This window comes from Pseudomonas sp. TH41, from assembly GCF_016650695.1.
Lineage (GTDB): Bacteria > Pseudomonadota > Gammaproteobacteria > Pseudomonadales > Pseudomonadaceae > Aquipseudomonas.
In genome coordinates this window covers 581,721-607,446 of sequence record NZ_JAEKFH010000005.1, presented here as the reverse complement: position 1 = coordinate 607,446, position 25,726 = coordinate 581,721, and the positions used below count along the sequence as shown (strand labels likewise).

The window sequence follows — 25,726 nt, the reverse complement described above, 5'->3', positions numbered from 1 at the left end:
ATGACCAATAAATCCTCCCCCGGGCTTGCCGCTTCGATGAAAGACAAGCTGATCCAGCAAGCCCTGGAACGGCGCCTGCGCCAGACGACTGATGTCGCGCCAGGGCCTTCGCTGGAGGGCGTGAGCGCTGCGGCGCACAGCGTGCCGGAACAGTTTTATCGTTTCGATCAGCACCCCGGCTATCAGCAGCTGCGAATCATGCTCGACGGCGCGGCGCGTTTCGGGCTGACCAATCCGTTCTTCAAATTGCATGAAGGGTTGGCGGGCGCGGAAACCGTGATCCAGGGCGCCCGTTATGTGAATTACGCCAGCTACAACTACCTGGGTTACTCCGGGCACCCGGCAGTGACGGCGGCGGCGAAAGCGGCCATTGATCACTACGGGACGTCGGTGTCCGCCAGCCGTCCGGTCTCGGGCGACCGGCCGATCCACCGTGAGCTGGAGCGCGAGCTGGCTGATCTGTACGAAGTGGAGGACGCCATTACGTTTGTCAGCGGCCATGCGACTAACGTGACGACCATCGGCTACCTGTTCGGCCCGCGGGATTTAATCCTGCATGACGAACTTATCCACAACAGCGTGCTACAAGGTGTGCAATTGTCCGGCGCGCGTCGCCTGAGTTTTGCGCACAACGACTGGAAAGCCCTCGACCGTGTGCTGAGCGATCAGCGTCAGCATTTCGAACGCGTGCTGGTGGTGCTTGAAGGCATCTACAGCATGGACGGTGATTACCCGGACCTGCCGCGTTTTGTCGAGCTGAAGAAAAAACACAAAGTATTTTTGATGGTCGATGAAGCGCACTCGCTGGGCGTGATGGGGCAGACGGGCAAGGGCATCCGCGAACACTTCGGCCTGGCCGGCGGTGACGTGGATATCTGGATGGGCACCTTGAGTAAAAGCCTGGCCAGCTGTGGCGGCTACATTGCCGGCGAAGCGGCGCTGGTCGAGCACCTGAAGTTTCTGGCGCCGGGTTTCTTGTACAGCGTCGGCATGCCCGCACCGGTGGCCGCCGCGGCGCTGGCCGCGTTGCGTTGCCTGCGTGACGACCGCGAGCGGGTGGCGACGCTTCAGGCCCGAGGCCAACAGTTTTTGCAGTTGGCCAAAGAGGCGGGCCTGGACACCGGCACCAGCACCGGGTTGGCGGTGATTCCGGTGATTACCGGTAGCTCACTCAAAGCCACGCAATTGTCCTGGGCCTTGTCGCGTCGAGGCATCAACGCCCAGCCGATCCTTCATCCTGCCGTGCCGGAGAAAGCGGCCCGTGTCCGGTTCTTCGTGTCGTGCCTGCACACGCCGGAGCAGATCGCCGACACCGTCAGCGCCGTGGCGCAGGAACTGCAAAAGCTATAGGCCGAGCATGCCTTTGATGTAGCGCCGGACCTGTCGATAACGCGCGCAGCTGTCGAGCAAACCCGTCTCGGGACAAGCACCGTGTTCCGGGCTGCAGGGCATGCCGCGAACCTGCGCCAGTCGCTGCACATCGGCGTCTGACACCATTTTCCGTCGCCCGGCTATTGAGTGGTGCGGTCTGCGATCCACCACTAGCGAGGCCGGTGCGCGGCGTCCCGGTGACGGCATCGCGTCCGGACTGATGCGCCAAATCGGTACGCCGTACGCCGCGGCGCGCTCCTGCAAATCAGCCGCTTCACCGCCCACCCAAACCAGCAGTTTGCCGTCCTCGCGAACCACTTTCGTCATCAGCTCGGTGTTGTCAAGGGTGAACTGCACGCGGCCCCAGCGGCTTTTGAGAAAGCTGCGGATGGCCGGTTGTTGGTGTCGAGGCACACCGAGCACCGTCACCGAGCCGGAAAATTGCGCGTCCTGTTGTTTTTGCCGGGCCAGTTGCCGGGCCACGGTCATGACGTCGCAACGCTGATCGGTCAACGGATCAACGTAGCGGCAATAGCGGACGTAGGCTGCGGCGACCAACTGTTCGAGCGTCGGTCGCGCTTGCCGGCGCGAGATGGCCAGACGGTCATCGGTCAAACCCCAGCCGGCATAAAAGGGCAGCCCGAAGCACGTCACCGGCACGCCCTGAATCAGGGCTTCGAGCCCGGCCTGGCTGGTGGCGATGTACACGCGCGCGGCCCGACGTGCCAGCGAAGCCCAAGACACCGGCCGACTTTCCAGCGTTACGCCGCGCGCCTTCGCCGCGTCGAGCAAGCAGCTTTTCTTGTGCCCGCTCATGCAGTCCGGATGAATCCGTACGCGAACGTCGGCACCGGGGTTTTCCGCCAGCGCTGCATCGAGCATGCGAATGAAATCCGCCTCGCACAGGCCGCCACCCGGAATCGAAAAGTCGCCGTAGGTTTGATCTACCACCAGCACCAGCGGCGTGTCCCGACCCAATGGGTCATCGTCGCTCAGGTCCGGGGCGTTGTTGTATTTGCCGATGCAACTGCTACGAATCAGCGCGATCAGCTCGGTGGCGGTGGCCAGTTCGTCGGCCGTCAGCTGCTGCGGTTGCTGGAGGATGTTTTCCAGCAGCGAAGGACGATCCGCCAGGTAGTGAATGCCGATCGGATCGACCACCATCGACATCGGCGTATCGCCCTCGACCCCGAGGGAGGAGGAGCGCAGAAAACCGTCCTCCAGTGCGATGTAGGGAATGTCCCAGCGCTTGCACAGTACCCGGGCGTGGTCCGACGAGCGCTTGTAGCCAATCCCGGAAATCGCCTTGAGACCCTTGGGTTTTTTCGCGCCACGCCGCCACAGCCATGACGGCTTGCCTTCCGGGTCGAGAAATTCGCTCAGGTGAAAAACCCGCCACATGACCCACTGGGACATGATGCCGATCCAGCCCGGCCCTTCGACCAGCGATTGATTCAGGTTGGCGCGCTTCATGGCTGGGGCTTCAGTGTGCGGCGCATGTTCACCACCGCAGGGAAGGGCAGCAACCGACCGAGCCAATTCACCGGTGTAGTGCGCACCCGGACGAAACCTTGCTGGGTGTAGAGCTGTTGGGCGTTTTGATTTTTCACCTGAACCTCAAGCTCAACTCTGTCGTAGCCCGCTTGACGGGCTTGCCCGAATGTCTCTGTCAGCAGCGCGGTGGCTACGCCCTGATGGCGTGCCGGTTTGATCACGCGCAGGCCATACAGGTAGAACCCGTAATACCACTCGCGGCATTCGGTAATGATAAACAGCAGGTAGCGCGCACCACCGCGAAGACGGCCGAACTCATCCCGGAAAGGGCCGAAACCCGGCGAGAACGGTCCACGTCGATGGTGCTTGAACGCGGCATAACCGAGCACGGTGGGGCCGCGATAGGCAATCAGAACCCGGTCCCAGTTGATCGCCCGGGCCAGCAGCCGATAGCGGCAGGCTTCATCGCCGAGGATAAAGGCCAGCGAACTACGACCCGAGGCGATCAGCCGCGCAATCGCCTCGTCACGCTCCGGCAAACCGGAGCCAAGGACAATCCGTAGCGCCTCGTGGGCGCTCTCAGTCATGGAGGGCAGTCTGGGCGTGGCTCAGCGGTTTGCTGACAGCCTTGGCGCGACTTAGCTGGTCGACGAACGTCCTGGCCAGGTGTTCGACTGCCAGTGACGTGGCCGCGCGGCTGCCGGGCACTTTATTGGACCAGATGAAATAGTCGGTATCGCCATCCGGCGCACCGAGTGCGGCATACACCTCGGGCAGAATCGGCACGTGGTCGCCAAAAAAGCACAGCCCGGTCGGGGTCGGTCGCGACATCAGGCACTCGCGCAATTGGCCGAGCATCCGGTCGGCGTTGCTGACGTGCCGCACGTACGGCGCCAGATCGCGCAGGTCATCCAGCAGCGGGCGGTCGAACCAGGTCGGCAACTCAGCGGCATCGACGGTTTCCAGTTGCAGCGGGCCGTGGTTTTCCATGGTCACGGCATGGATGTACAACGGCTGAGTGCGGGTGCTGTCGTTGAGCAATTCAGTGATCTTGTCGGCCACCGCACAATCGCCAATGAACGGCCCGGCTTTTTGCGAATCGTTGAAGCTGCGCTGGTCGATGAACTGATCAAAACCCAGCGCCGGCAGCACCTTGTTGCGACCGTAAAAACTACCGTCGTACGGGTGAATGCACACGGTGCGGTAGCCCTTGCGTTTCATTTCGGCGGCAATGCTCGGCAACCCTTGGCGCGCCAGATGGCGATACGGGTTGAAGCGGTGCACGCCGAGCTTGTCTCCGGCAATCCCGGTAAGAAAGGCGAACTCGGTGCGCACGGTATTGGCGCCCCAGGCGGCGACTTGCAGGCGACCGTGTGCCAGCGCTTCGCCGCGCAACACGTCGTAGTGACTCAACACCTGCTCGCGGATGCCCGGCCACAACCGACGAACATCGAAAAACGACTCGCTCTGCACGGAGACCAGATCCGGCAGCGCGGTGCCCATCGGGGCAGGCGCCTGACGCGGATCGAGGGCGAACGGAGAGTGCAATGGGTCGATGGCGACCTTGCGCCGTGCCGCGCAAAAATAGGTCCACAGACTGGCGGCCAGACCCCAGCGGGTCAAGTCCAGGCTGGCATCGTAAGTCGGCTGCAAAGGCTTGATGCCGCCGAGGATCAGCAACAACACGGCGGCCGCCAGCGTCGCGAGGCCAACGTGCTGCGCCTGCGGGGCAGCAGGCTCGAAATACAGTCCGCACGCAAGATAGGCGATAAACGCCAGGGCCAGCGCGATGGTCTTGCCGATGCCGAAGAAGGGCAGGTACAGGCGCGGAAAACGCACCGCGTCGCTGAAGTATTCAAAGTCCGCGCACACGAACGGTTCACGCAGCGAGTGATACTTGGCGTTGCTCACCATCACGATCAGCAGCCACAGGGCGAGGGCGTTCACCGCGCTGAAATAAGGGCGCCCGGTGATCGTGTACAGCACGGCCAGCGCAAACAGCCACACCCCGGCATGCAGCAGCCAGCTGCGCAGTGGACGACGCAACGTCGGGCGGGGAATCAGCAACGCTTCGAGAAGACAGGTCAGGACAAACCCGACCGCGATAACCCAGGTAAAAGGACTGTTCAAGAAATCAGGCACCGTAGTCCAGCCATCGCAAAATGACAGATGACATCCGTGGGGGAATCACGCCCAGGGCCCAGCATCCGAGGTTCAAGGGGAAGGGGAAACTGATGCGTGCCTGGTTGGCTGCCAGGCCGCGACGGATCCGCTGCGCGGCCTTGTCCGGGTTCCACAGCAGCGGTTTCGGTCCAGGCATTTCAAAGCACATTTTCGATTCGACATAACCCGGCATGATCACGTTGATCCGCACGCCGTCAGCGGCCACCAGGTCGCGCATGGCTTCGCCGTAAGCCTTCATCGCCGCTTTGCTGGCGCTGTAGCTGGGTGTGGCGGGTAGCCCGCGCCAACCGGCGAGGGAACTGAACAGCGCGATCTGGCCGTGCTTTCGAGCGCGCATGGCCGGCAACGCTGCCTGCACGGTCGCGATGGCCGCCATGACGTTCACTTCGATCACGGCCTGGGACAGATCCCAGACTTCATCTTCCGAGTTTGGGCCCGCGGCGGTATTGAGCCCGGCACCGACGATGATCAGGTCAGGTTGCTCGGTTTCGCTGATCCGGGTCATCCATTCGCGCACCGCAACCAGGTCCTGTACATCGAGCGCGTGCAGGATGACCCGGGCGCCGGCAGCGCGGCATTGCTCGGCCATTTCTTCCAGGCGCTCGGTGCGCCGGCCTTGCAAGATCAAGGTCACGCCAGGCGCAGCATACGCCGGTGCCAGCGCGCCGCCGATGCCACCCGTGGCCCCGGTAATAAGAATGCAGCGTGGGTTTTTGTGCAGCGTCATAGGTACCGTTCAATCTTTGAGGTTTTGGCCATCAGCACTTCCAGCGAGTTGTTCACGGCCATGTCGATGCCGCAGCGCGTATAGAAACCGCCGTTGACCTGGGTGGTGTGAATCACAGTGCTGCGAAAGCGCTGGAACAGCGTGGTGTCGGGCGGTTCCGGCGTGTGCCAGAAATCGTCGAGGCTGCCTTGGTGGGTGAGCCCCTTGAGGTTGTAGATCGGGTCGCTGAGGGCGATGGTCGGCACGTTGTGCATCAGCGACGAACCGCCGACGGTGCTGTTGACCGTGATCACGCCCGCGACGTGGGACAGCAACGTCGGCATGTGGCCGCTTTCGAGGAAGTCCACGCGATCGGCGATGCCGAGTTTTTGCGCAATGCGCCGGGTGATTCGGTGATAGTTGACGATGCCCGGGGTCAGGGGATGATTCTTGACCACCAGGCGGGTGTCACTGCCGGCATGGCGGGCGAACGAACCCATTACGTGCTTCAACACATCCTTCATGTGCTTGAACGGCGAGTGATCGCGGATCTGCGCATCGCTGTCCAGCTGCAATGGCAACAGGAAGGTGCGATGGCGATTACGCGCCACTTCACTGATGACCTCGGAATCGCGGCCCCTGGCACTGACCAGGCGAATGCCCTGGCGAATGTAGCCGGCATACTCCACCGCCGCGTTGAACGGCGCATGGGTTTGGTAATGGGGGAACACCACTTTGTTCAAGGCGCCGCCGACGTGGTACATCACATCGTGGAAAGCCCGAGAGGCAAAGGACAGGCGAAACGAATCGCCGTTGTGATAACGCGGGATGTACTTGCCGACTTCCCGATACCAGTCCGGATCACGGGGCAGCAGCGAGTGATTGTTCACGCCATTGCGCTCAAGGGTGATCCAGTAGGGGCGGAAGTAACCTTCTTCGAAGACGTGCACGCGAATGCCCAGCGACCTGGCCAGTTCCACCGCCGGCTGATGCACCGGACGGCAGTCGCCGAACAGCACCACGTCGGTAATGTGGTCCGCCCTGAAACATTGGCTGTAGAAGTCCATCAGCTGCTCGGGCCGCGCCGAATAAAATACCCGCGCGCCGCTGCCGTACAGGGTGTCGCCCATGTTGAAATTGACCGACTTGACCAGCTGTCCCTCGGCTCGCAGTGCCTGCACCAGGCGTGCGAAAAACGGCGAACTGACACCCTGCAGAAACAGGAATGAGTTGCGCGGCTTCACCGAGACCTGACGCTGGGAGCGTTCGACCGGCACTACGAATTTCTTGGGCGTGGTTTCAAAGCGCTGAGGACCCAGTGTTGAATCATCTCTCGCCATGTTGGAGGCCTTCCTTGCGTAGGTACTTCATCCCAGTTTTGAATCTCGATTAACGTGCGTTCGGGGGTGGTGAATTTTCGAGTGATGCGGCTGACGTAAGTCGGGTAGCGGATCAGGGTCGCGGTCACCAATTCGTCCAGGCTCAGGCACCGGGTGCGGCGTGCCTGGACCTCAGGGCTCATGCCCAGATCCCGGGTCAGCCCCCAGCCGGCATAAAACGGCTGGCCGTAAGTGGTCACCGGCACGCCGCGCAACAAGGCTTCGAAGCCCGATTGCGAGGTCAGTACGTGCACCTCATCGACCTCGGACAACAGCTGGTGGAAGGGCACATCGCCCACCACCTGATTGCACCAGTCACTGGTGCGTTCTTCGCCTTCGCCGGCCTCGCGAGTGCCGGCCAATACTTCTGGATGTGGCTTGTACAACAGCCACGCCAACGGGTGGCGCTGGCGCACCGCCTTGAGCAAATCAAGATTGCGCCGGATCCGGTGCGCGCCGTAGCGAATCGAGGCGTCGGACTCGACCTGGCCCGGTACCAGAATCACTTTCTCGACACCGGCGGGACGTTTCCACGTGGTGCCGGGCAAGTTGTATTTAGTAACGCCGGCGGCGCAGATCGCTTCACGTAGCGCCGTGGCCCGTTGCAGCAAACCTGAACTCCACGGTTCGTTCTGCAAGAGGTGTTCCAGGCGCGAAGGACGGGTAGCGTCGTAGTAAATGCCCAGGTCGTCGAACACCCACGACAGTGGGCGGGTTTTCTTCGCACCCAGGCCGACGGAGCGGAGGAAGCCGTCTTCGACGCGGCCGAGGTGGTTGCCAGCTTTCGTCGTCAATGGCGTGTCGTGATGACAGCCCCATGTAATGACCGGTGTGGCGAGACGACGTCGGGAGAAACGTCCAAGGAACCGAATGGATGACCCGTTGAAAAAATCCAGCACCAGTGGGTGTTTCCACTTGCTGAAGCCAACCACTTGCAGGCTCTCGGGCAGCCGACTGCGCATTCTTCGTTGAAGGCCCAGCCATGCCAGTACGGTTTCGGGTTCGCACGGCGCGGCCGTCTCCGGGTCGACGTAGCGCGGGTACTCCACGAGCGCGGCATGCAGCAATTGTTCAAGGCTGACGGGCTGGCGCCGCGCAGGGGCGGGCAGGGCATCAAGGGTCAAACCCCAGCCGGCATAGAACGGCATGCCAAAGGTGTGCACAGGCACGTCCCACAACAGTGCATCGAAGCCCAGTTGTGAGGTCATCACGTAGACAGCCTGGACGCTCGGCATCAGCTCGGCCGGGTGCAGGTTATCGCTGATCAAATGAACCCGTGGATGCTTGCGCAGCTTCGCCAGGTCGAAGTGACCTTGCTTGCGCCCGGCCACCACGTCCGGATGAACCTTGACCGCCACTGTGCTGTGCGGATGCTCGGTCAGCGCAGCTTCGAGCATGCGCTCGAAATCAGCGGCGGTGGCTCCTTGCAGCGAGGCATCGCCGCGGGTCTGATCGGCCACCAGCACACACGGCTGCGGCAATACGCAGGCTTCAATCCGAGCGCCGTTGTATTTGGACACGCGCTCTTCGCACCAGCTTGCTTGCAAGGCCCGGGCACGCAGGATCTGCGCTTGCATCAGCGGGACGGGAATCAATTGTTCCAGACGAGACGGCGCGGTGGCGTCGTAATAGATACCCAGCGGATCGACAATCAGCGACAACGGCGGGTCTTCGGCACCCAGCCCCACCGAGCGCAGAAAACCGTCTTCGACAGTGAGCAGGGGCAAACCGGCATCTTTAGCAACGGCCTGCGCGCGCAATGCGCTAGGTTTACGCCCCCACGCGAGGACATCATCGGCCTGGGCAATGTCGCGCACCGTCCCGCACAGCAGCCGATACTCGGGCAGCAAGGTGGGGAGGGTAGAGATCTGTTGCGCGCCTTTGGACAGAATCAGCAAAGAGCGACGCGGTGGAGCGGCATTGTCCATAAAAAACAGCGGATATCCATAACGAGCGCAGTCTTGTGTCAGCCACGAATCAGTACGTGTCTGAAAAAATGCTTAATCAAAATTTGGCGCAAATGATAATACAAATGGCACGTTGCCACTCGTAAAACTAGGGGGTTTCTTACGACTTTTTTTCACCTATTTGATGAATTTTTAACATCTCAGGTTTGTGGTTTAAACAGTCCGACGAGCGGGCGTCCTGCCCTATTTTCAGCGCTTGACTATTCGAGGCTGGTTTCGTTTTTTTCATGGGGAATCAGTTTTCATAGCGCCCGCTGGCAATTTCCTACGGCCAGGAGATCAACATTCCCTCGCTGGCATTGAGCCGTTACCATACGCGCCTTCAAAATCAAGGAGCGATAGTGTCCCCCATGAATCACCTTCCAATTGCCAAAGAAGCACTCTGCGCCCAGGCGCAAGCCATCAGTCAACTCGCAGAACGCCTGGATGGCGAATTTCAGCGCGCCGTAGAACTGATCCTCGGCTGCAAAGGCCGTGCGGCGGTATGCGGCATGGGCAAATCCGGTTTGATCGGCCAGAAAATGGTCGCCACCTTCGCCTCTACCGGCACCCCAAGTTTGTTCCTGCACCCGGCCGAAGCCTTCCACGGCGACCTCGGCATGCTCAAGCCGATTGACGTACTGATCCTGATTTCCTACAGCGGCGAAACCGAAGAAGTGATCAAGCTGATCCCGAGCCTGAAGTCCTTCGGTAACAAGATCATCGCCATGACCGGCAACGGCCAATCCACCCTGGCCAAACACGCCGACATCTGGCTCGACATCTCGGTCGAGCGCGAGGTGTGCCCGAACAACCTGGCACCCACCACCTCGACCCTGGCCACCATGGCTATGGGCGATGCACTCGCCGTTGCCCTGATCAGCGCCCTCGACTTCAAACCGATGGACTTCGCCCGCTACCACCCCGGCGGCAGCCTCGGCCGCAAACTACTGACCCGCGTCAGCGACGTGATGCACACCAACCTCCCCAAAGTCACTCGCGACACCTCATTCCACGACTGCCTGCTGGTCATGACCTCCAGCCGCCTGGGTCTGGCCCTGGTGATGGACAACGACAAACTGGTCGGTATCGTCACCGACGGCGACCTGCGCCGGGCACTGCTGGGCAATCCGGGTGTGGTGAATGAAAGCGTCGCCAGCTTCATGACCGCCAGCCCGCATACCGTGAAAGCGAATGCGCAGTTGAGTGAGGCTGAGGCTTATATGCTGGATCACAAGATTCGTGCGCTGCTGGTGATGGCAGAGGGGAGTGATGAGGTGGTGGGGGTTGTGGAGATTTTTGACTGAGCGTTCGTTTGAATGGCTAAAGTCAGTAGCAATGGAGTTCCTGTTACTTATGAAAATTATTGATAAGTAAAAAGATTCTGAAAGCGCGCTTTTTTACTGGGTTTTGTATGGAAGGGCATACAGTTCATTACAGATAAAATCGTAATGAACTGTATGCCGGTATTTCGCTCGTCAGTCAGCTGATCTGGATAGATACAGTCGTCCTAGTAGGCGAACGTGTGGGCTCTTGGAGTCGTTAAAAAATTTAACTGGAGTAAGTTCAAATTTTTTGAATTTACGATCATTGGAGGTTTTCCTGACCACCCAACGGATCAATCTTTGCTCAAGCTTGCTGGCGGTTTTTGTTGTTATAGTGGTTTCAGTAGCCTTTGGTTGCCCATTTTTACTTTGTGCTCGCTGCAATACAGCGGCGCCCATTTTCCAAACACATTGTTCTTTCAGTTTGTCTACTGTTGGCAGTATTTTTTTCAGACCCGCTCCGCCATAAGCATCCTCAAAAACAAGGCCGGCGAACATTTTGGCGTCTATCGGATGCGGATCACTGAAGAACTTCTCTAGCACGCGTAGAGATTTGACGGGCTCGATATCCAGGTTTTTCAAGCGACTGCCAAAGATGCGCGCTGTTTCTTCAATAAAGCTCAGCGCACCTTTATGGATCCGATGAACTACCTCTTCACGTTTTGCCTCGGCTGCAAATCGCTCCATGAAAATCGGGGTAAGGCGGCCATTCCAATCACGATCCATGCGGACAAATGACGTGTCCACACTGCTAAACAGTGTCTCGTAGAGTGGAACGTTTCGGCAGAATGGATGGTGGGTATCGTGACGATCCACGAACTCACCCAGGTACCCTCTGATCGGCATGCCATAAGCATCTACGCGCTTCAGTGCCTGACGGAAGGTCATCAGGTAGTAACCACCAAACAGTTTCTTGCGATCAGTCAGCAAATACAGGGATTCCTGCATAGTGCCGGCATACCCGATATCCACCAAGGCAACTTCACCTGAGTCAAGCAGGCCTGTTCCTTCAAGGTATTCGAGGTAATTCGCCCGCTCTTTGCTGGCGGCACTTACGATGAGTGGAAGCAGGTCAAGGAAAAACGGCTTGAGCATTTCCTGGTTTTTGTTGGTGACTATCGTCTCAAGAGTAAGGTCGTGTTTTGAGAGGATTTCAGTCGGGACATTTGCTGGATAAACACCAAAACGAGATGAGAGCAGGTGCTCGATGGTCGTGCGAGCATAATCCACTTGCAGTAGATCCATCACGCCATGTTCATCTCGTACCTTGGCTAGATTCACGGCTCTGCGCGAGCAGAGTAAGTAGTGACTACTTGGGGCGTCGGGATAATTCTGGGCAATGCGGTCGTACGCTTCCTTCATGATCAAGCCGTCGCGAGACAGGAAGTAAAGACGTTGCACGCCGTCGCGAATAGCTTTCTCTATCAGCCACTTGGTGTAACCCAGAAGCATAGGGCCTTGGCCGTAGTAACCCAAGCGCCAAGGATCGCCGCAGAACAGGGTACCGCGTCGATGCGGCAAATACGGGTTGTCATGGAATCGATTGCCCGCGATAGCAAGAATCATTTTCCAGTCCAGGGAGTGGCGCTCTTCATCGCGAGACCACGGCGTCTTGAAGCTGTCGCATTCCGCGAATACTTCAGATGCCTTGACCAAGTGGAATGGTTTGATGCCACGTTCTTTGGCCCGCACCACGTCGGCGGCAACGTTATCCCCAACGTGGAGAATTGTCTTTGGATCGACGTTTAGATCTTCAAGAACGTGATCGAAGAGTCTTCCGTTGTGTTTCTTGACGCGGGCTTCAGACGATACGTAAAAACGCTCGTAACCTTCATAACCGTTCTTTTTGAGAATGGCCTCTAGGAAGTCACGTGGAAGATACATGTCGGAAATGATGATAATTCGCTTGCCCAGACTGCGGGCCTCATTGAAGGCCTTGAAGCCAGACAGTCTTGGGTAAAGGATGTCCATTTCCATCTGCATTTCGAGCTGTTGAACTCGCTCTGCCAGTTCTTGGCCTACACCCGTTTGTTCTGCGAATGCCTGATAGATTTCATCGATCCGAGTCTCGCCGTCACCACGTGCAATAGCCTCCTCGAAAGCAGCTTTTTCTGCGGCGCGTCGAGCGGCACGGAAATCAAGGGACGGAAGATTGCAAATCTGACGCACTTCATCCGACATGAATTCGAACATGTCTGAAGGAGATTTGAATGGTCGGTACAAAAGCGTATCGAATACGTCGAACGAAATGATTGGGTGCCGTTGAATCTGCTGTGAAAGCTCACGGCAGTGATCCATTGAAGACTCTTCGCGTACCAGGTTGAAGTAGCCAAGCTGCTTCAGGTATTCGGGTTCGCGTCGTAGATCGAATAGGGTTTTGGCTACTGGCTCATTGTCAGTCCAGCATGGAAACTCCCCAACAGGGCGGTCGGCGACTTCTCGAAGCCAGCCTGCATAACCTTTGCCGTCTTCCTCAAGCATTTGAGCGGGGAGATGTTTAGCACTGATCGTTGAAATAATCAGATCATCTCGGACGATCGGATCACCCGCAGTTACCTGGGCGAAAAACTCATTCCAGTCGTTGGTGGTTGCAAATGGCGTGATATGGCTGGCGCCGAGGGTCAGCAAAGGTTTTTGCCAGAACGCTGCCTGATAGCCAAGGGAGGAGGAGATAGTGATAACACCATCCATTTCAGGGACCAGCAACTGCGATACAGAGGGGATTTTGTCGAAGTTTTCGAAGTAGGCAAAATTCTCAAAACGCGAGCGCAGGTAACTGATGTTCTGTGCAGTCAAAACTGCACTTCGGGTCTGGCCGGACCAGTAATTTGTTACTACCAGAGCTTGATTGGCCGGTATCCGACCCATGATGTCCACCAGTACATCGAATTGGCTACGACGCCCCAATACGGAGTCGATCATGAAGTAGCCATCAATCTGCAATGGCAACAGGATCACGCTACGAAAGCGTTGTTTAAGGTCGTTGATTGCTACTTGTGTTGGAGCAATGGAGTTCAGGAATCGAGCTTCGTGGTCTCTCAGGCTTTCAAGGGCATCTATTTCTGCTGGGCTGACAGAGCGATTGGTGGGGGAGGTGCTATCACCGAGGAGCCCTGTGTCAAACGCGACAAGATTGGCAAATGGCGGGCGGGAGAAAAAGCCGGGCATCTGATAAATAATTCGCGCCTTGGGAAAGATTTCTCCAAGAAACGACATTGGGGATTCCCAGACGATAATGATGTCGGGTTCAAACCCTTCCGGAATACCGGATTTGAGCAATTCGCCTAGGCGCGCGTGCTCGCCATCCTTGTAATTGTTGGCTTGGTGTCTTAGCGAGCGCTCAAGGGTGTTTTCACCTGCGGTCCAATCCAGCGGATCGATGGTAGACAGCGAACCGATAGTCGCGACGTAGCCGTCACGCAATGCACGTTCAGCAATGACCTGGCTAACGATGCAGTGGACGCTTACGCCGGCATCACGCAGTGAAGTAACTTGCGGCACGATTGAGCTGCGAAGTGTCGCGTAGCGAAATTCAGGGTTGCCCAACTCAATGGCGGGCTCCAGATAGAAAAGGACGTTCATTCAAGTTCCTTGAAATCTGCTGGAGTGTTCTTTCCGGGGCAATCCTTGAGTCAGCTTTTAGAAAGTCCAGTATGTGACATCCCTGTCTTTTAACTTGTTAGCGCTGTACAAAATTCACTGGCCCAACAAACACTCCGCTTGTAGGTAAATATCGGTTTGGATTGTCGCCATGACATGGTCGATGGCAGCAGTCACGTAAGTGCTTTCTGTCTTTTTTGCTTAGTTCGGGCCCACGCCCGCAGCTCGACCGAGTACAAGAGTCTGTACGATTGGCCCAATAATTTTTTGCCACTCATACACAGCCGCATTGGTGACATAAATCGTGTCATCCGGCTTTAGCATGACCTGGCGGGCGTAAAAAATTGCGGCCGGATCACGCATATCGATACGCATGACAATGGGTTTGGCAGCTTGTGTAGGGGTGGATTCTCCCATCCGAAAAACGAATACACCCTGTGGGTTTGCATTAGCTTCTTTCAGCCCGCCCACCGAGCCCAGTGCATCCAGAAGGCTGGAATTTTGCGCTGGTAAATCATGCAAGCCTGGCTCGCCCACAGCACCCATCGCCACAAAGCGTTGACGCGCACGGTCCAGAACCACTTCCGAATTTGGCTTCAGCACGAAATTATTACCGGCCAGTACATCTTCGTAGTTGAAGGTGCTGGCTTGAGCACCGTTGCGTACAGTGACGTTGACCAAGTGCGGTTCCAGAAGCGGCCCGCCAGCCTGGTTAACGGCATCAAGCAGGGTCAGCGGGCCTTGCAGTGTGGAGAAGCGGCCGGGGGCTTTCACCGCGCCAGCTACCAGCACCGAGCCGGACAGGTCGCCAACCAGATCAACGTGCGCCTGCACGTCGGTGGTCACGCCCTTTAGCTTCTGCCGAATCATGTCTTCGACCTGAATCAGGGTCATGCCGGCAACGAACTGATGGCCAACGTACGGCAGGGAGATCATTCCCTTGTCGTCGATGCGCACTTTGAGTTGGGTGCCGCCCGTCGAGAGCGGGGCGAACAGGCCGCTGCCTTCCGGAGCGTTGTCGGTGATCAGTACGTTGATCACGTCACCGCCCATCAGGCGCACGCTTTGCGCCAGTGGGCTGGTGATTTTGGCTTTGGCCGGTTTGGTGGCTGGGCGCATGAACGGTGCGATGGTGTTGGCGTTGATGTCCACCAGGTCATACGCAGTGCTTTGGCTTTTGTTTTCGATATCGCCTTTGTATGGGCCGGCACCGGACAGGGTACCGCCGCAACCTGCCAGCGTCAGAGTCACCAGCATCAAACCCGCAACAGCGCTGTTTCGCATGCTCAAGTTCAGGGGGCGAAGGGGCAGGCCGGAAATGGATTTAATCACGATGATCCTCGATCGATGCAATAAGGAAGCGGGCAATACCGTAGAGCAACAGCAGGGCCAGGAAGATGGTTGCCAGGTTGTAGAGGCGCTCCGGGTAAAGAGCCATCTGCGGGGTGTTCGGGCTGACTACGGTGACCAGGGTGCGGATCTTCTTGCTGGCTTCGATGCGGGCGTTGTCCAGTGCAGCGACGGCGGTCTTGTAGGTTTCTTCGGCGATGCCGGCGTCCAGGGTCAATTGCTGGAAGCGCGAGGCCACCACGTTGAGCTGGTCACCATCCGGGGCGGACACCAGCATGTGTTTTTCCGCATTCAGCTGTTCACGAATGGCGCTAACGCGTTGCTGTTGTTGCTTGACCTGAGGGGAGTCCGCGTGAAGCTTGTAAAGCATTTGGGTGAGCACGGCGCGCTCTTTGGAGTGCTCGCCTTCAAGGGTGTCGATGATGCTGGCGCGGCCCAAGGCCGAGCTTTTACCGTCCAGTACCTTGTTACGGTTCTGGAAGCTCAGCAGTTCTTCCTTGCACTTGGTGTAGTGCTTCTTCGCGCCTTCCAGTTCGCCTTGGGCGAAGCGCATCTGCTCGCGGGCGATGCCGTGTGAGACTTCGTTCACGAAGTGCTCGCTGGCTTCCAGAATGGTCTTGACCATCTGCTCTGCGAGTTCCGGGCTGAAGGCTTGTACTTCAACTTTCAGCAGGCCGGTAGTCTCGTCGTAGTGGGCGGAGACCATGCGTTGGTAGTACTTGAGCAGGTCCTCGCGCTCGGTGTCTTTGTCCAGCCAGAAGAACGGGTCGTTGCGTTGCTTGCTGTATTGCTCGACCCAGTGCAGGCGATCTTCCAGCAGTTGCATCATGTCCATCGACACGATGTATTCGCGCAGGTACAGGGTTTCTTCCCGGGAGGCGGGGTTGGTTCCGTTCAGCAGCATGCTTAGCCCTGGCAGCTGTGCGCCCGGGTTGTTACCGTCCTGACGAACCACCACTTGCGCGGAGCTGACGAAGCGGTCCACGGCAAAAAAGCTGTAGTAGGCGATGGCCAGTACCATGGGTACTACGATCAGCCCCAGTGTCAGGCGCCAGCCCTTGAATTTACCCGTACTGCTCATATGCACTTGCATCCTTGAAATAAAACAATCACGCCACAGTCCGGGCGATCAGGTGTTGTAGGCCTTGATGCCTTCATCGACATCGTCATAGATCTGCACCCCGCCATCGCGCACCAGCAGCACGACGTCACAGAGCTTTTTGATTTCGGGCATGTTGTGGGAAACCAGGACAACCTTGGATTTCTGCAGGCGTTCCTCGAACACGTCAGCGCATTTGCGCTTGAAGTGTGCGTCACCCACCGACATCACTTCGTCGATCAGGTAGTAGTCGAAGTCGAAGGCCATGCTCAGGCCGAAGGCCAGGCGCGAACGCATGCCGGAGGAGTAGGTCTTCACCGGTTCGTCGATCCAGCTGCCGATTTCGGCGAAATCTTCGACGTAGGCCACTTTCTGGCGCATGGCATCACCGACTGCGCCGTAGACGCGGCTGACGAACTTGATGTTCTCGCGTCCGGTCATGGTGCCCTGAAAGCCGCCGGACAGACCCACTGGCCAGGAGATGCTTTTGTCGGTGGCAACGGTGCCGGAGTCCGGCACATCGGCACCGCCCAGCAGGCGCATCAGGGTCGATTTACCCGAGCCGTTGCGGCCGATCAGGCCGATGTTCTTGCCGGCGGGGATCTTCAGCGACAGGTCGCGAAACACGTGGCGACGACCTTTGGGGGTCAGGTACGACTTGGTGATATTTCTGAGCTCGAACACGGGAAGCCTGCGGTTAGCCGTTCTTGGTGGAGATCAAATGCAGTCGACGAACCCGATAAGTACCCAGGGAGACGAATAGCAAAACCAGGGTGAAGGCGATGACGTAATGCAGCGAAACGCCATCGACCGGTACGTAGTGCGGGAAAATTTCGGCGCGAATCAGTTCCAGCAGGTGCAGGAACGGATTGAGCAGCAGCAGCGGCAGCATGGCTTGAGGCAGGTAGGCGGCGGGAATGAGTACGCCCGAGATGAAATACAACGGGAAGAACATCATTCGCAGAAATAGGTTGCTGCTGGGCATGGCATGGGCGATCAGCGAGAACAGCATGCCCAGGCCAAAGGAGAACAGTACCCCGAGCAGGATGGTCAGCATCCACTCAATGGGCGACTTGATGGACATGTCGAAGCCGTACCAGGCGAAGCCAAACACCAGAATGGCGTACGCGCTTGCCGAGATGCAGAACTCCACCAGTACGCGGGCCACAAAGGTGTCGAGGGGCTTGATCTGTTTATAGGCAAATAGCGCGCGGTTTTCCTTGGGGCTGTTCATCAGCCGCATGGCGATGTTGCGAAACAGCAGGAAGGGCGCAAGACCGACCAATACAAAGACCGGGAAGTCGATGCCGGCCACCGTGCGGCCGCGAATCAGGGAAAATAGCACGCTGAGAATCAGCAGGTGGCAAATCGGCTCGATCAGCGTCCAGGTAGCCCCCATGCGCCGATCGCCAAAACGCGAACGCGCTTCACGCAGCACCAGGGCAAAAATGACGGATTTTTTGATTTGCAGGGGGGAGCGAGGCTTGAGCATTATTTACCGCACAGCACAACAGCGCGATAAACGCGCTGCTTGAATTCATTTTCAGAGGACTATCAGTCGGTGTATGACAGATTGCTTCCATTCGTGGGGCGGGAGGTTAAACGGTGTGGCCGACAAGAGTCAAGCCGCTTAGTTCCCTACCGATAATCAGCTGGTTTTGCCAAGATTCAGGGCGATTTGATGGTTGGTTGACCGGTCAGGGTCTGCGTGTCTGGTCTGATTTTCCGTCGCTCACCCTGCCAGCATCGGGTAGGTAAACAGACCGAAGTGCAGCAGGTTCAAGCCGAAATGGGTGGCAATGGCAGCCGCCAGTCCGCCGAATCGATAGGCCAGCCCATAACCAATGCCCGCCAGGCTCGCGAGCACGACCCATTCCCAGCCGGCACCCCAATGGGCCAGCCCGAACAGGAGCGAGGCGATCAGCAGGGCAAGGTGTTCACCGTAGGGCCGATACTTGAAGCATCGGCTCAGGCCGCCCTGTATATAGCCGCGAAATAACGCTTCTTCGACGACGGTCACCAGCAGGAGGTTGTTGTTTATCCACAGCCACGCCTGATCCGGCCATTTGGGTGACCACTCGACGATTCCCAGCAGCCAAGCGGCCCCAAACGTGACAGATGCCGTCAGGCTCAATGCAGCCGCGCTTGCTTTGAGTGTCGGTAGCAACGGATGGCGGTCGACGATCCAGGGGCACACCAGTAACAGCCAGAAGCCAATCAGCGGTTTGTCCAGGTTGAGGTTCATCGAAAAGGGGACGGCGTTCTCGGTAAAGCGCTCGTGGTCGATCATCTTGGCGTTGTAAAAACCCGGCCACTCATGCACTGCCAATGCGAGTGCCAGCAGGACAAACAGTGCATGGCCGAGATAACGAGCGTAACGGTAGTCGGGTTGCCGGACGGCAAAACCGGCGAGCATCAACAGTATGATTGCCATGCTCGCCAGGGCAGTCAGTTGTCCGTAAGTGAGTGCCAGGACATAGCCGGCGGAGAGCAGTGTCAGGTACGGCCACGGTAGTACGAGCATGGGGTCATCCTGATTGACTGACGAGGCCGCTTTATGTGAGGCATTCAGGCAGAAATGCCCGTGAATCAGCAATATAGATACTGACGTTTTTCCTTAACTGAAGCGTAGAACTGAATCTGTGACTATGTTTAAACGTGCCTGACATTAACTTGAAGGGCGCTCTGCCGGATTTTCCTGAACCAGGGGTTGCGCATGATGACTTGGCCTGTTGTTGCAATGACGTTGTTGATGCTGGCGGCGCTTATGGTTGTTGTGACTTCACTCAATGGTTGGGTTGAGCATTTCAGGATTGAAGGGGATACCGAGTACTAGTCGCGGTTTGGTGAAGTCTATGGTCCTTTCTATAGCGCGAGTCTTAAGTGCAGGGATGTGGCACCCACAAAAACACCGCCCGAAGGCGTAATACCGTTCAGTGAAGGAATTGTAGGAGCGAGCTTGCTCGCGATGGTCTGAAGAACGCTGCGTTTAGCCAGTAAACACGAGCAAGCTCGCTCCTACAGTGGATGCCATTCGCTTAACTGAACGTATTACGCCCGAAGGCGGTGTCTGTGTCAGCACGCGATTATGAGGCAATCAATTGCCGCAACACGTAGTGCAAAATCCCTCCCGACTTGAAGTATTCGACTTCATTGAGCGTATCGATCCGGCACAGCACCTCGACTTTCTCGCGGCTGCCGTCTGCACGCGTGATGACCAGGGTCAGGTTCATCCGCGGAGTCAGCTCGACGCCGGTCAGACCGAGAATATCCAGGGTCTCCTTGCCGGTCAGGTTCAGGCTCTTGCGGTTTTGATCCAGCTTGAACTGCAACGGCAGCACGCCCATGCCCACTAGATTGGAGCGGTGAATCCGCTCGAAGCTTTCGGCGATGACGGCTTTGACCCCCAGCAGATTGGTGCCCTTGGCCGCCCAGTCGCGGCTTGATCCGGTGCCGTATTCCTGGCCGGCGATCACCACCAGCGGCGTGCCCGAGGCTTGATAGCGCATGGCTGCGTCGTAGATCGGCACTTTCTCCCCGGTGGGAATGTAGATCGTATTCCCGCCTTCTTCGCCGCCGAGCATCTCGTTACGAATGCGGATGTTGGCGAAGGTGCCGCGCATCATCACTTGATGGTTGCCGCGCCGTGAGCCGTAAGAATTGAAGTCCCGCGATTCCACGCCTTTCTCGCGCAGGTACTGGCCGGCGGGGCTGTCGACTTTGATGTTGCCGGCCGGGGAGATGTGATCGGTGGTCACCGAATCACCCAGCAGTGCAAGGACTCTGGCGCCGGCGACGTCCTTGACCACCGGTGGCGGCCCGCCGATGTCATCGAAGAATGGTGGGTGCTGGATGTAAGTCGAATCGGCCTGCCAGACATAAGTCGCCGCTTGTGGCACTTCAATCGCTTGCCATTGCGCGTCGCCGGCAAACACTTCGGCGTATTCCTTGTGGAACATCGAGGTATTGACCTGGTTCACCGCGTCGGCGATTTCTTTGGTGCTCGGCCAGATGTCTCGCAGATACACCAGGTTGCCCTCCTTGTCAGTCCCCAAAGGCTCGCTGCTGATGTCGATGCGCACCGTACCGGCCAGCGCATAGGCGACGACCAGCGGGGGCGAGGCGAGCCAGTTGGTTTTCACCAGCGGGTGCACGCGACCTTCGAAGTTGCGGTTGCCCGAGAGCACCGAGGCCACGGTCAGGTCGGCTGCCTGAATGGCTTTTTCGATCGGTTCCGACAAGGGGCCGGAATTGCCGATGCAGGTGGTGCAGCCATAACCGACCAGGTCGAAACCGAGTTGATCAAGGTACTGGGTCAGACCGGCGGCCTTGTAATAGTCGGTGACCACTTTCGAGCCTGGGGCCAGCGAACTTTTGACCCACGGTTTGCGCTTGAGGCCTTTTTCCACCGCTTTCTTCGCCACCAGCCCTGCTGCCATCATCACGCTCGGGTTAGAGGTGTTGGTGCAGGAGGTGATCGCGGCGATCACCACCGCGCCGTTTTTCAATCGATAGGTCTGACCGTCGTATTCGTAGTCGGCTTCACCGGCCAGGTCGGCATTACCCACCGCGACGCCACCGCCGCCTTCACTTTCGAGGCGACCGACTTCCTTGCTGGTGGGTTTGAATTGCAGGTCGATGAAGTCACTGAACGCTTGCGCGACATTCGGTAGCGAAACCCGGTCCTGGGGGCGTTTCGGCCCGGCGAGGCTGGCTTCGACGCGGCCCATGTCGAGGGCCAGGCTGTCGGTGAACGCCGGTTCCTTGCCCGGCAGGCGCCACAAGCCCTGGGCTTTGCTGTATGCCTCGACCAGTTTCACGGTTTCACTGGGGCGACCGGATAAACGCAGATACTCCAGGGTGATGTCATCCACCGGGAAGAAGCCGCAGGTGGCGCCATATTCCGGGGCCATGTTGGCGATAGTCGCACGGTCGGCCAGCGGCAGGTCCGCGAGGCCATCGCCGTAGAACTCGACAAATTTGCCGACCACGCCTTTCTTGCGCAGCATCTGGGTCACGGTCAGCACCAGGTCGGTGGCGGTGATGCCTTCCTTGAGTTTGCCGGTGAGTTTGAAGCCGATGACTTCCGGAATCAGCATCGACACCGGTTGGCCGAGCATCGCCGCTTCCGCCTCAATCCCGCCGACGCCCCAGCCGAGCACGCCGAGGCCGTTGATCATAGTGGTGTGAGAATCGGTGCCGACCAGGGTGTCGGGGAAGGCGTAGGTGCGACCGTCCTCGTCCTTGGTCCAGACCGTGCGGCCCAGGTATTCCAGGTTCACCTGGTGGCAAATGCCGGTGCCCGGTGGCACCACGCTGAAGTTGTCGAAGGCGCTCTGGCCCCAGCGCAGAAAGGCGTAACGCTCGCCATTGCGCTGCATTTCGATGTCGACGTTCTGTTCGAAGGCACTTGAAGTGCCGAACTTGTCGACCATCACTGAGTGGTCAATCACCAGGTCCACCGGCGAGAGCGGGTTGATGCGCTGCGGGTCACCGCCGGCCTTGGCCATGGCGGCGCGCATCGCGGCCAGGTCGACCACGGCGGGGACGCCGGTAAAGTCTTGCATCAATACCCGCGCCGGGCGGTACTGGATTTCGCGATCGGAGCGGCGCTCCTTGAGCCAGGCGGCAATCGCCTTGAGGTCGGCGCCGGTGACGGTTTTTTCGTCTTCCCAGCGCAGCAGGTTTTCCAGCAGCACTTTTAACGACATCGGCAGCTTGTCCAGGTCGCCCAGGCTTTTGGCGGCATCCGGCAGGCTGAAATAGTGATAGGTCTTGTCGTCGACTTGCAGGGTTTTAAGGGTTTTCAGGCTATCGAGGGACGGCATTGAAATGACTCCTTTGGGTCCGCACGGCTACGGACTGACGGGACGAACAGAGCTTTTAACCTAGCCCTGTTTAGGCATTAAGGCTAATAACTGGACTCTATGGCCGAGTCCAAGGTTCCGAACTCGGCTATCATGCGCCGGTTTTCGTGACAGGCTTTGCTTCAACGCAAGTCTGGGCATCGCGCAGTGGCTGAATTTCTCGCCTACTGCCCAGGAGTAAGAATGAACACCCTCTTTATGCATTGCCGGCCGGGCTTCGAAGGCGAAGTCTGTTCCGAGATTTCCGAACACGCCGCGCGGCTGAATGTGGCCGGTTATGCCAAGGCCAAGACCGCCAGCGCCTGCGCCGAATTTATCTGCACCGAAGAAGACGGCGCCGAGCGCCTGATGCGTGGCCAGCGTTTCGCCCAACTGATTTTCCCACGGCAATGGGCGCGCGGGATTTTCATCGACCTGCCGGAAACCGACCGCATCAGCGTGATCCTCGCGCACATGGCTGACTTCCCCCTGTGCGGCAGCCTGTGGCTGGAAATGGTCGACACCAACGACGGCAAAGAGCTGTCGAATTTTTGCAAAAAATTTGAAGTGCACCTGCGCAAGGCGCTGATGGCGGCTGGCAAGCTGGTGGAAGACGCCAGCAAGCCACGTTTGCTGTTGACCTTCAAAAGCGGCCGTGAAGTGTTCATGGGCCTGGCTGAGTCGAACAATTCGGCAATGTGGCCGATGGGAATTCCGCGCTTGAAGTTCCCGCGTGAGGCTCCGAGCCGTTCAACCCTCAAGCTGGAAGAGGCCTGGCACCACTTCATCCCCCGCGACCAGTGGGACGAGCGCTTGCACAGTGACATGACCGGCGTCGACCTCGGCGCCGCGCCCGGCGGCTGGACCTGGCAACTGGTCAACCGTGGCATGCTGGTGACCGCCATCGACAATGGCCCGATGGCCGAAAGCCTGATGGACACCGGGCTGGTGCAACACTTGATGGCTGACGGTTTCACCTTCAAGCCCAAGCAGCCGGTGGACTGGATGGTGTGCGACATCGTCGAGAAACCGGCGCGCAACGCCGCGATGCTCGAAGAATGGATCGGCGAGGGGCATTGCCGTGAAGCGGTGGTCAACCTCAAGTTGCCGATGAAACAGCGTTACGCGGAAGTGAAGCGCTTGCTGGAGCGCATCGCCGACGGGTTCAAGGAGCGCGGGATTCGGGTGGAGATTGGCTGTAAGCAGCTGTATCACGACCGAGAGGAAGTCACCTGCCACCTGCGCCGATTGGACGTAAAGAAACCCAAGTCCCGCTGATTTACGCGTACCCCTGTAGGAGCTGCCGCAGGCTGCGATCTTTTGATCTTGCCCTTAAAAACAAGATCAAAAGATCGCAGCCTGCGGCAGCTCCTACAGGGGTACGGTGTACGACACACCCGGCAATGCGCGACAATGCCGGCAAGTTTCAGGAGTGAATCATGAGTGAAATGATTGATACGCCGGTAGACGGCACCCTCGACGCCACCGGCCTCAACTGCCCCGAGCCGGTGATGATGCTGCACCAGCACATCCGTGACCTGGTGCCCGGCGGCCTGCTCAAGGTGATCGCCACCGATCCCTCGACCCGCCGCGACATTCCCAAGTTCTGCGTGTTTCTCGATCACGAACTGGTCGCGCAGCACGAAGAGGCAGGCACCTACCTCTACTGGATCCGCAAAAAGTCCAATTAACCGGACGCTGACCCTTGTAGGAGCGAGCTTGCTCGCGATGGACCTGAGGGCGACGCGTTCATTCAGAAAACACGCGTTATCGTTAACGTCCATCGCGAGCAAGCTCGCTCCTACAAATTTCCTTATCGGCATTACCTGCATTGCAGGCCTCTATTTTACGCGGTCAACCCGCCGACTGGCTGATGCGGATCCGCTTGCGTGCACTGCGCGTCAGGCGGATCGACAGCATGAGCGCCGCGCAACTCAAGCCCACGATCAAACCCTGCCACAGCCCGCTCGGGCCGCTCGGCGTGCCGAACCAATCCGTCAGGCCCAGCGCGTAACCCACCGGCAAACCAATGCCCCAGTAGGCGAACAGCGTCAGGATCATCGTCACCCGCGTGTCCTGATAGCCGCGCAAGGCGCCTGCCGCAGTCACCTGGATCGCATCGGAAAACTGGAACAGCGCCGAATACACAATCAGCATGCCTGCGACGTGAATCACTGTCGGGTCCGCGGTATAGATGGTCGCGATGTGCTCGCGCAGCAACAGCATCATGCTCGCGGAAATACAGGCGTACGCCAGCGCCGTGCCCATGCCGACCCCGGCGGCGAAACGCGCTTCACGCGGTTCCTGGCGACCGAGCGCCTGGCCGACCCGCACCGTCACGGCCATGCCAAGGGAGTAGGGGATCATGAACACCAGCGAGCTGAAGTTCAGGGCGATCTGGTGCCCGGCCACCACGGTGGCGCCGAGGCTGCCGATCAGCAGGGCGATCACGGCGAAGATGCTCGACTCGGCAAACACCGCGATGCCGATCGGCAGGCCGATGCCCAGCAGGCGTTTGATCACTGACCACTGCGGCCAGTCGAAACGGCTGAACAACTGACTCGACTGATACGCCGGCGCCCAGCGTTCCCAACCGGCCATGCCCAGTGCCATCACCCACATCACAATCGCCGTGGCCCAGCCGCAACCGACACCGCCCATGGCCGGCACACCGAAATGGCCGTAAATGAAGATGTAGTTCAGCGGAATATTCAGCGCCAACCCGCACAGGCCCAGCACCATCGCCGGTCGGGTGCGTCCCAGGCCGTCACTGAAGCAGCGCAGCACGTGGTAGAGGGCAACGGCGGGCAAACCACTGGCGATGCCGTGCAGGTATTGCATGCAGGGGCCGATCAGCTCGGGATCGACCTTCATGGCATGCAAAATCGGCTCGGCGCTGAACAGCATGCCGGTCGCCATTAATCCCACCACCAGGGCCAGCCACAACGCTTGACGGACAATCGGACCGATCGCGCTGTGGGTGCCGGCGCCGAAACGCTCGGCGACTTTCGGCGTGGTGGCCAGCAGGGTGCCGGTCATCAACAGGAACACCGGGACCCAGATCGAGTTGCCCAGCGCCACCGCCGCCAGGTCACGCGGTCCGACACGGCCAGCCATCACCGCATCGACGAAGCCCATCGCAGTAGTGGCAAGCTGCGCCACCATGATCGGCAGCGCGAGCGCGAGCAGGGTTTTAAGCTCCAGGCGAACCCGGGCCGGGCGGTTGAGGGAAAGTGCGGCGGGGCGGTCAGTCACGGAATTCAAGGGCGAAACGTCCAAAAGAGTTTGATGCGCGAGGCGGGGCATTCTACGCGTTGACGCATCGGTCAGGAAAAGACCTGTGTTACCGATTTGTAATCCCAACGCAACGCATTCCCCTGTAGGAGCTGCCGCAGGCTGCGATCTTTTGATCTCCGCTTTTGGGCT

General features: G+C 58.7%; 18 protein-coding genes. 4 read left to right on the top strand and 14 right to left on the bottom strand.

Annotated features, from left to right (window positions below; genetic code table 11):
* Positions 1-1,350, top strand: a complete 1,350-nt coding sequence (locus JFU37_RS21270; RefSeq protein ID WP_201118289.1) for an aminotransferase class I/II-fold pyridoxal phosphate-dependent enzyme — start codon at positions 1-3, stop codon at positions 1,348-1,350.
* Here JFU37_RS21270 and JFU37_RS21265 read toward each other — a convergent pair.
* Genes JFU37_RS21265 through JFU37_RS21240 form a run of 6 tightly spaced genes read right to left on the bottom strand, consistent with a single transcriptional unit; the run spans position 1,345 to position 9,062 of the window.
* Positions 1,345-2,844: a capsular polysaccharide export protein, LipB/KpsS family gene (locus JFU37_RS21265; RefSeq protein ID WP_201118286.1), complete on the bottom strand. Its 1,500-nt coding sequence runs from the start codon at positions 2,842-2,844 to the stop codon at positions 1,345-1,347. The genes JFU37_RS21270 and JFU37_RS21265 overlap by 6 nt on opposite strands.
* Positions 2,841-3,452: a GNAT family N-acetyltransferase gene (locus JFU37_RS21260; RefSeq protein ID WP_201118284.1), complete on the bottom strand. Its 612-nt coding sequence runs from the start codon at positions 3,450-3,452 to the stop codon at positions 2,841-2,843. Before JFU37_RS21260 ends, JFU37_RS21265 begins: the two co-directional genes overlap by 4 nt.
* On the bottom strand, positions 3,445-4,995 hold the full coding sequence (locus JFU37_RS21255) for an LTA synthase family protein (protein WP_207201685.1): 1,551 nt from the start codon (positions 4,993-4,995) through the stop codon (positions 3,445-3,447). The genes JFU37_RS21260 and JFU37_RS21255 overlap by 8 nt, the downstream gene beginning before the upstream one ends.
* A 4-nt stretch (positions 4,996-4,999) precedes the next feature.
* The gene (locus tag JFU37_RS21250; protein ID WP_201118282.1) at positions 5,000-5,776 is read right to left on the bottom strand and encodes an SDR family NAD(P)-dependent oxidoreductase; all 777 of its coding nucleotides are present in this window, start codon (positions 5,774-5,776) and stop codon (positions 5,000-5,002) included.
* The gene (locus tag JFU37_RS21245) at positions 5,773-7,032 is read right to left on the bottom strand and encodes a capsular polysaccharide export protein, LipB/KpsS family (RefSeq protein WP_201119491.1); all 1,260 of its coding nucleotides are present in this window, start codon (positions 7,030-7,032) and stop codon (positions 5,773-5,775) included. Before JFU37_RS21245 ends, JFU37_RS21250 begins: the two co-directional genes overlap by 4 nt.
* Complete coding sequence (locus tag JFU37_RS21240) at positions 7,032-9,062, bottom strand: capsular polysaccharide biosynthesis protein (protein WP_201118280.1); 2,031 nt, start codon at positions 9,060-9,062, stop codon at positions 7,032-7,034. The genes JFU37_RS21245 and JFU37_RS21240 overlap by 1 nt, the downstream gene beginning before the upstream one ends.
* A gap of 389 nt (positions 9,063-9,451) precedes the next feature.
* Between JFU37_RS21240 and JFU37_RS21235 the strand changes: the two genes are divergently transcribed.
* Positions 9,452-10,387 (top strand): KpsF/GutQ family sugar-phosphate isomerase, encoded by a 936-nt coding sequence (locus JFU37_RS21235; protein WP_201118278.1) that lies wholly within the window; start codon positions 9,452-9,454, stop codon positions 10,385-10,387.
* 171 nt (positions 10,388-10,558) lie between these two features.
* Here JFU37_RS21235 and JFU37_RS21230 read toward each other — a convergent pair whose 3' ends face one another.
* The 7 genes from JFU37_RS21230 to acnA all read right to left on the bottom strand — a co-directional run bounded on the left by JFU37_RS21230 (position 10,559) and on the right by acnA (position 22,282).
* Positions 10,559-13,987, bottom strand: coding sequence for an HAD family hydrolase (locus JFU37_RS21230; protein ID WP_201118276.1), 3,429 nt, complete (start codon positions 13,985-13,987; stop codon positions 10,559-10,561).
* A gap of 219 nt (positions 13,988-14,206) precedes the next feature.
* Positions 14,207-15,289 carry a polysaccharide biosynthesis/export family protein gene (locus JFU37_RS21225; RefSeq protein WP_201118274.1) on the bottom strand — a complete coding sequence of 361 codons (1,083 nt, stop codon included), beginning with the start codon at positions 15,287-15,289 and terminating at the stop codon, positions 14,207-14,209.
* Between the two features lie 40 nt (positions 15,290-15,329).
* Positions 15,330-16,436 (bottom strand): ABC transporter permease, encoded by a 1,107-nt coding sequence (locus tag JFU37_RS21220; protein WP_201118272.1) that lies wholly within the window; start codon positions 16,434-16,436, stop codon positions 15,330-15,332.
* Positions 16,437-16,484: 48 nt separating this feature from the next.
* A complete protein-coding gene (locus JFU37_RS21215; RefSeq protein WP_201118270.1) occupies positions 16,485-17,138 on the bottom strand; it encodes an ATP-binding cassette domain-containing protein in 654 nt (217 codons plus the stop codon).
* Positions 17,139-17,151: 13 nt separating this feature from the next.
* Positions 17,152-17,946, bottom strand: coding sequence for an ABC transporter permease (locus JFU37_RS21210; protein ID WP_201118267.1), 795 nt, complete (start codon positions 17,944-17,946; stop codon positions 17,152-17,154).
* 240 nt (positions 17,947-18,186) lie between these two features.
* A complete protein-coding gene (locus JFU37_RS21205; protein WP_201118265.1) occupies positions 18,187-18,978 on the bottom strand; it encodes a CPBP family intramembrane glutamic endopeptidase in 792 nt (263 codons plus the stop codon).
* A gap of 562 nt (positions 18,979-19,540) precedes the next feature.
* Positions 19,541-22,282 (bottom strand): aconitate hydratase AcnA, encoded by a 2,742-nt coding sequence (gene acnA / locus JFU37_RS21200; protein ID WP_201118263.1) that lies wholly within the window; start codon positions 22,280-22,282, stop codon positions 19,541-19,543.
* Between the two features lie 222 nt (positions 22,283-22,504).
* Between acnA and rlmM the strand changes: the two genes are divergently transcribed.
* Together rlmM and tusA are read left to right on the top strand one after the other, a co-directional pair.
* Positions 22,505-23,578 (top strand): 23S rRNA (cytidine(2498)-2'-O)-methyltransferase RlmM, encoded by a 1,074-nt coding sequence (rlmM, locus tag JFU37_RS21195; RefSeq protein ID WP_201118261.1) that lies wholly within the window; start codon positions 22,505-22,507, stop codon positions 23,576-23,578.
* A gap of 161 nt (positions 23,579-23,739) precedes the next feature.
* Positions 23,740-23,991: a sulfurtransferase TusA gene (gene tusA, locus JFU37_RS21190; RefSeq protein ID WP_201118259.1), complete on the top strand. Its 252-nt coding sequence runs from the start codon at positions 23,740-23,742 to the stop codon at positions 23,989-23,991.
* A 163-nt stretch (positions 23,992-24,154) separates the two neighbouring features.
* Here the strand turns inward: tusA and JFU37_RS21185 are convergent, their stop codons facing one another.
* A complete protein-coding gene (locus tag JFU37_RS21185) occupies positions 24,155-25,564 on the bottom strand; it encodes an MATE family efflux transporter (RefSeq protein WP_201118257.1) in 1,410 nt (469 codons plus the stop codon).
* Positions 25,565-25,726 lie beyond the last annotated feature (162 nt).

What these genes read in the sequence shown, in the direction of transcription:
- JFU37_RS21270 (WP_201118289.1), top strand. Translation starts at nt 1, where the DNA reads ATGACCAATAAATCCTCCCCCGGGCTTGCCGCTTCGATGAAAGACAAG.
- JFU37_RS21265 (WP_201118286.1), bottom strand. Translation starts at nt 2,844, where the DNA reads ATGAAGCGCGCCAACCTGAATCAATCGCTGGTCGAAGGGCCGGGCTGG.
- JFU37_RS21260 (WP_201118284.1), bottom strand. Translation starts at nt 3,452, where the DNA reads ATGACTGAGAGCGCCCACGAGGCGCTACGGATTGTCCTTGGCTCCGGT.
- JFU37_RS21250 (WP_201118282.1), bottom strand. Translation starts at nt 5,776, where the DNA reads ATGACGCTGCACAAAAACCCACGCTGCATTCTTATTACCGGGGCCACG.
- JFU37_RS21240 (WP_201118280.1), bottom strand. Translation starts at nt 9,062, where the DNA reads ATGGACAATGCCGCTCCACCGCGTCGCTCTTTGCTGATTCTGTCCAAA.
- JFU37_RS21235 (WP_201118278.1), top strand. Translation starts at nt 9,452, where the DNA reads ATGAATCACCTTCCAATTGCCAAAGAAGCACTCTGCGCCCAGGCGCAA.
- JFU37_RS21230 (WP_201118276.1), bottom strand. Translation starts at nt 13,987, where the DNA reads ATGAACGTCCTTTTCTATCTGGAGCCCGCCATTGAGTTGGGCAACCCT.
- JFU37_RS21225 (WP_201118274.1), bottom strand. Translation starts at nt 15,289, where the DNA reads ATGCGAAACAGCGCTGTTGCGGGTTTGATGCTGGTGACTCTGACGCTG.
- JFU37_RS21220 (WP_201118272.1), bottom strand. Translation starts at nt 16,436, where the DNA reads ATGAGCAGTACGGGTAAATTCAAGGGCTGGCGCCTGACACTGGGGCTG.
- JFU37_RS21210 (WP_201118267.1), bottom strand. Translation starts at nt 17,946, where the DNA reads ATGCTCAAGCCTCGCTCCCCCCTGCAAATCAAAAAATCCGTCATTTTT.
- JFU37_RS21205 (WP_201118265.1), bottom strand. Translation starts at nt 18,978, where the DNA reads ATGCTCGTACTACCGTGGCCGTACCTGACACTGCTCTCCGCCGGCTAT.
- acnA (WP_201118263.1), bottom strand. Translation starts at nt 22,282, where the DNA reads ATGCCGTCCCTCGATAGCCTGAAAACCCTTAAAACCCTGCAAGTCGAC.
- rlmM (WP_201118261.1), top strand. Translation starts at nt 22,505, where the DNA reads ATGAACACCCTCTTTATGCATTGCCGGCCGGGCTTCGAAGGCGAAGTC.
- tusA (WP_201118259.1), top strand. Translation starts at nt 23,740, where the DNA reads ATGAGTGAAATGATTGATACGCCGGTAGACGGCACCCTCGACGCCACC.